Annotated in this window: 4 protein-coding genes; 1 reads left to right on the top strand and 3 read right to left on the bottom strand. The window is 54.4% G+C overall.

Translation table 11 applies throughout. The features are described from left to right. Positions 1 to 241: 241 nt before the first annotated feature. Together QZ506_RS07895 and QZ506_RS07890 are read right to left on the bottom strand one after the other, a co-directional pair. On the bottom strand, positions 242 to 517 hold the full coding sequence (locus tag QZ506_RS07895) for a YnbE family lipoprotein (protein ID WP_367272987.1): 276 nt from the start codon (positions 515 to 517) through the stop codon (positions 242 to 244). A gap of 55 nt (positions 518 to 572) precedes the next feature. Continuing rightward, positions 573 to 3,116: a YdbH family protein gene (locus QZ506_RS07890; RefSeq protein WP_291970236.1), complete on the bottom strand. Its 2,544-nt coding sequence runs from the start codon at positions 3,114 to 3,116 to the stop codon at positions 573 to 575. Between the two features lie 339 nt (positions 3,117 to 3,455). Here QZ506_RS07890 and QZ506_RS07885 point away from each other — a divergent pair, with 339 nt between their 5' ends. Continuing rightward, on the top strand, positions 3,456 to 4,124 hold the full coding sequence (locus QZ506_RS07885) for a PAS domain-containing protein (RefSeq protein WP_291970233.1): 669 nt from the start codon (positions 3,456 to 3,458) through the stop codon (positions 4,122 to 4,124). 62 nt (positions 4,125 to 4,186) lie between these two features. Here QZ506_RS07885 and QZ506_RS07880 read toward each other — a convergent pair whose 3' ends face one another. Beyond that, positions 4,187 to 4,342 (bottom strand): hypothetical protein, encoded by a 156-nt coding sequence (locus tag QZ506_RS07880; RefSeq protein WP_291970231.1) that lies wholly within the window; start codon positions 4,340 to 4,342, stop codon positions 4,187 to 4,189. Positions 4,343 to 4,531 lie beyond the last annotated feature (189 nt).

Here is a 4,531-nt window from a genome sequence, read left to right as displayed (position 1 = left end):
TTTGTGTTTGATAATGGGATTGTTAGTATGAAGCATGAGAGTTACCTCGCGTTTTGTTTAAGGATTAGGCACCCATATCAAAACCGGTAACTCTCAACCTTTCAAGGTCCAGTGTCAGATCTAGTCGCGACTAATACACCTGATGGCATATGCGCCATCAGGCCCCAGATTCATCTACCCCGTCTCAATATTGTGTGTTTGGTTAGTCACTGCGCGTCTTTCGACGCGCTTTTTTTTTGCTTCAGCGTCCCTGAACCGCCGCTGCAGGCGTGACTACCGTTTGCGCACGCGTCTGTTCTCGGGTTGTGGTTTCCACTCGACTTTCGCTTTCACTCACAGCCTCCGCCCCCGCGTTATTACCGGATTCCAGCAATCGCGTGGCATCCTTATCAGCACGAATAGTGATATCGTGCTCAACCCGGACGTTCATGTTGATGGTGATCGGTGTGGTCGGTGCCGCCACCTCAATGCGCGGTACACAGCCTGCCAGCAGCACCGTTATCAGACTTGCAGCCACGCATGGTGCGCGGACAGAACGACGCCGCGTGCGCTCACTGTCTAATTTCCTTAATTTATTCTCGTTCATTGGCTCGTTGCTCTAGTGTGTCCTGCACGGTGCCGCTAAAGCGCAGGCTTTGCCAAAGCTGGCTCAGATCCTGCCCGTGGCGGTAGTTAAGTATGACCGGTTTTTGCCTGCTACGCGTCGAGTTCTTGCCTTCAATATGCGCCAGCAGCGACATTTCACCTTGCGGCGTCATGTCCACAGAGGCATAGGCGCGGCTGATTTCCAGATAACGTAGCCAGTTCACCACGGCACCTTGCGCCATGTTACGTTGCGCCAGTTCATCGGCCAGCTGTTGGTCAAGACGCAGCGTAAGTGATTTGTCGTTACGCAGTTGTCCGCGTGTGATCATCTTTTTCGGGTTATTGAAATCGAGCGGCAGTACACCACTCATTTTTCCTGAAAGAGCAAATTGCTTTATCTTGAGCGCGGTCACCAGTTCACTCAGTTCAACGCCCTCAACGGTGAACAACACCGGATCGCGTAACGGCCAACGCAGTGCAGAGAGACTGACTTTCCCCCCGAGCCCCCCCATCTCCGCCTGCGACAAAATCAGAGGATTGCGTTCACTGAAGGGATAAGCGCCCTGCAATGCCAGATGGATATCCTGCATGGTGAAGACGCTGACCAGTTTGTCGATATGCAGCGTGACGGGGTGCTTGACACCAAATTCCCAGCGGTGCTGTGCAAAACGATACGGTAAAACAAAATTAACGCCGCGCACTTCCCCATCAGGCAACCAGGCGCTGCCATTTTTCAACACCCAGTGTCCACCTGCACTGAAGCCCTGCTTGCGAGCTGCTGAAAAGGCCACCTGCGCATAAAATTCCCCCGAACGGACGTTGGTGTTCAGTTTCGGCGATATCAGTGGCTGAAACACAGTTAACGGCTGCGCCGCCCACCACCCCATACCACGCAGACGTTCACCATCCCAGCGGCCACGCAGCGCTACCGGACCGATCGCTTCCGCATTGAGATCGCCCTGCCATTGAAAATGGAATGGGCTACGTCCCTCGACGCTAAACAGCAACTGTGAGGGGGGAAGGTATCCGCCTTCCCCCAGGTCAACCCGCTGCGAGGTCAGGCGCAATGCTCCGCTAAAATGTTCCTCCCCAACGTTACGTTGCCACTGCAATGGCGCAGTCAGGGTTAAACGCGGTTGGTGCGCCAGCACGCGGCCATAGCGCAACTGATCCAACCCACTGGAGAGTTGCTCAACCGTAATAAGCGCATCTTCCCAACGTCCATGTCCGGCGACATCCCACTGGCTTCCGAGCGGCGGCAACCGCCCTTCGCCCCAATAGCGCCACTGCCAGCGGCCCTTGTCCGGCCAGAAATCTTGCGCCTGCCCATCTAGGTGCAGCGCGATGCGTCCCCAGTAGCGATCCTGAGCGCGAAATATCGCCTGTAACCGACCATTCACGCCGCTGGCATTCAAGCTCACACCGGCCAGCGGCCAGCGCGCTTCCTCCAGCACAGTCTGCGCCGAAGGTCGCCCCCAGGCACGCAGTAGCGATCCCGGCAACAGCGCCAGAGTTGGATTGATAACAGAACCGCGGATCTCGCCGGGAATGGTGGCACTCAACGAAATGTCAGCCAGATTGGCATGCACAGTAAGCTGAAAGCGTAATGCGCTGTCAATCAGCCCCGCTCGACCTGGTCCCAGCACCAGCACGGCATTGGCCCTGTCGTTATGCCCTTGCGTCAACATGTTCATACGCGCATCAATGCGCGTTTGCTGCCAGCCCTCGCGCCAGTCGTGCAGCGTCATTGAGACATTACCAGATAAGGGTTGTGCGGCGTATGGCCAACGCCAAACGCCGTTTTCAATATCGATACGGTCTGGGCTCATTTTCCACTGCAGCGACACTAATGGCGTGCTGTCATGTTGCGCCTCAAAACGCAGAACCCCTTGAGGTCCTTGCCAGTTCAGCGCCAGCGTGAGCGGATCGGGGATACTGTCGCTTTCCATGCGCCCTTGCAACGCGCCACGCAACGGCGGCTGTGACATACTCTCCGCCAGATCGGCCTCACCGCGTAGCACCAGACGAGAGGCGACATCCGGTGCAGATAACTCCGCGCTCTCCAATGTAAAATGCGCACCTTCCACTTTGGCCGTCAGCGATAACAGTTCACTTTGGTAACGCAGGGATTGCTGCTGGCGCTCAATCACTAGCTGTACCTTCCCGGCATAGCTGTCCCACGGCAAAACAGCCAGACGGCCGATGTTGATGTCAGCAGCGAACAGCCGCGCCTGCCACTGTGCCAGTAACGCCGGCTCGGCGTCATCGGAGGACTCTGGCAGGCAGGCGGTGTCCAGCGTTAAGCGATCAATGTCTACACGCCAGCGCTGCTGCGCGCGCGCGAGTTGGATATTATCGACATCAAGTAGCACACAGTCACCCACCGCAATGCGCACGCCCGCCGTGTTCACTCCCTGGTACCAGACAGGGCGGGATTTTAAGATAAAGGATGCGCCTTCAGGCAATACGCTTCTCGCCACAGCAGCCAGCCACTGGGGTGAGGTGTACCAGACAACCAGTACAAGCAGCATTGCGCTCCCTGTGGCAAACAGACACTTTCTCATTGGGGATCCGATCGACGGCAGTTTTTTCACCTGTCCATAAGTATGTACACGTCTTTATTATTAACATTCATCATCCTATTTAGTCACGCTTTGCACCATTCAGCGCACATATTACTTACAGATTAGTGATAAAATGTTTACTTACGCTTAAAAGCTGGAATGCTTTAGCACCAAAATCATCGCAGGCTTAAGGCACATTGATAAGCATAAAAGTGCCACGGCCACGGGTTACGGCATTCAGGTTAGGTAATGCGATTCTTGTGTTAACCACGCTGTACCCGGAATTTGTATTTAAAGGACTACGTCATGCGCAAAAATCTTCCCATCCTCTCGCAGCGCTATTCATTGGACGCTGAAATACGGCTTATGTCTGTGACCACGCCTGGTAGCTTTATTACCTACGCCCACAAAGACTTTATTCAGGTGAGCGGCTACCATGCCGAGGAATTGATGGGGGAGCCTCATAATATTATCCGACACCCGGATATGCCGCCATCCGCGTTCGCGGATATGTGGAACACCCTAAAGAAGGGCAACATCTGTACGTGCATCTTCAAAAACCGCCGTAAAAATGGCGAATTCTACTGGGTAAGATCCAGCAAAACACCGCTAAAAAAGGGCGATCGGCTTACGGGGTACATGTCTGCACGGACCGCCGCCACCCACAAGGAAATAGCCCAGGCTGAAGCCCTGTATGACCGGGACAACCGCGGTAAACTGACACGCCAAACCTTTTTTCAAGGTCTGTTAGTCTATCGCTGCCTGTGGGGATGGTTAAACCTGACAAAAACCTTACCCTTGCGCTGGCGTATTCGTATCTGCTTTCTGCTATGCAGTCTGTTGCCCCTATCCCTGGCGGGCGCGGCCCTGCACGCGCGCCACTCGCGCACATTTTACAGCAGGCGATGCGCGCCGCCGCCGGCCAGGCAGACTCCATGGAACAACTGTACCGCGTCGATGAGATCGGCATACTGATGCGTACAGTCAACCAATCAGGCCTGAACTTTCGTACCTTCGTTGATGACGTTAACAGCAACCTACAAGCGTTGAATGACGCCTGCCGTGATATCGCGCAGGGTAATCATACGCTGTCGCAGTGCTGTGAAGACACCGAAAACAATTTGCAACAGACCGCGGCGTCCGTAGAACAACTCACCGCAACCATTAAAAGCAATGCGGATGCCACATTGCAAGCGTCTCATTTCACACAGGATGTCAATCGAGCGGTCAACAGCGGCGAGGAGGGGCTTTGTTGAATAAATAGAACTTTTGGGTAATCATCGGAGCAGATCACCACAGTTGTTTCAAAATCAGGTCTCCATGGCAAAACAAAATTTTAAAATCACCAACTGGCCCTCTTATAACAAGGCCCTCAAGCAGCG

The organism is Candidatus Symbiopectobacterium sp. (genome assembly GCF_020054415.1).
Lineage (GTDB): Bacteria > Pseudomonadota > Gammaproteobacteria > Enterobacterales > Enterobacteriaceae > Symbiopectobacterium.
The sequence above is the reverse complement of the archived record's forward strand: the minus strand, read 5'-3'. Positions and strand labels throughout refer to the sequence as shown.

What these genes read in the sequence shown, in the direction of transcription:
- QZ506_RS07890 (WP_291970236.1), bottom strand. Translation starts at nt 3,116, where the DNA reads ATGCTGCTTGTACTGGTTGTCTGGTACACCTCACCCCAGTGGCTGGCT.
- QZ506_RS07885 (WP_291970233.1), top strand. Translation starts at nt 3,456, where the DNA reads ATGCGCAAAAATCTTCCCATCCTCTCGCAGCGCTATTCATTGGACGCT.